Below are 848 nucleotides of genomic sequence, written 5' to 3'. Positions count from 1 at the left end.
GCTCGTTTAGTGAACGAACTTGAACACCAAGTGAAACAATGGCGCTATTACCCTGTTGTAAAAGCGATTCAAGCCATGCGCGGTGTACGTATGTTAGTTGCCGTGGGCACTATTGCCGAATTAGGGGATCTACGACGTTTTGATCATCCCAGAAAGTTAATGGCCTACCTTGGGTTAGTGCCAAGTGAAAGTTCTAGTGGTGATACTCGACGATTAGGAAAAATAACGAAGTGCGGCAATGGTCGAGCCAGACGGTTATTGATTGAAAGTGCTCAAACCTACAAACACAAAGCCAATATATCCACAGAACTTCAAAAACGGCAAGAAGGGTTAAGCAAAGAAATCGTTGATATTGCCTGGCAAGCTCAACTTAGGTTATGTCGTCGTTATCAACGTCTCATGCAAAAAGGTAAACACCGCAATGTAGTGGTTACTGCAATAGCGCGAGAAATGATCGCGTATATTTGGGCGATATCACGGGAAGTTGTGATAACACCAATAGATCCACGTACACGTATTTCAAGGTTACCTGCATGAACACAAGTATTGAGTTAGCGCATTGGATCAAGCATCGGGAGTGGCACAACAACCGAGGGCGTTAGGATGGCAATAGCCTAATGGCTATTGAACCACGAGCATAGACTGAAATCAGGTGTCACGACGGAACAAGTAAGGTAGGCACTGTTAACCGAAAGGTTAATAATCCACGAATATCAGCATGATAACCGACGAATTTACTTGCTTCATCTATGCGTTAACTCACTCAACTTGATAAGAGAGAGATTATGGCTCGAAAAAAAGCAGAGATCTTTATGGTTTAACTTGACGTGGAGAGTCATACCAACGCC

General features: G+C 43.6%; 1 protein-coding gene. It reads left to right on the top strand.

Translation table 11 applies throughout. The annotated features are described in order from the left end of the window. Positions 1-537 (top strand): transposase (locus tag BI291_RS00175; RefSeq protein ID WP_074495186.1); only part of this gene is annotated, 537 nt, incomplete at its 5' end. Positions 538-848 lie beyond the last annotated feature (311 nt).

Origin of the sequence: Thalassotalea sp. PP2-459 (genome assembly GCF_001913705.1) — a bacterium.
Lineage (GTDB): Bacteria > Pseudomonadota > Gammaproteobacteria > Enterobacterales > Alteromonadaceae > Thalassotalea_C > Thalassotalea_C hakodatensis.
Note: the sequence above shows the minus strand (reverse complement) of the source record. Positions and strands in the feature narration are given on the sequence as shown.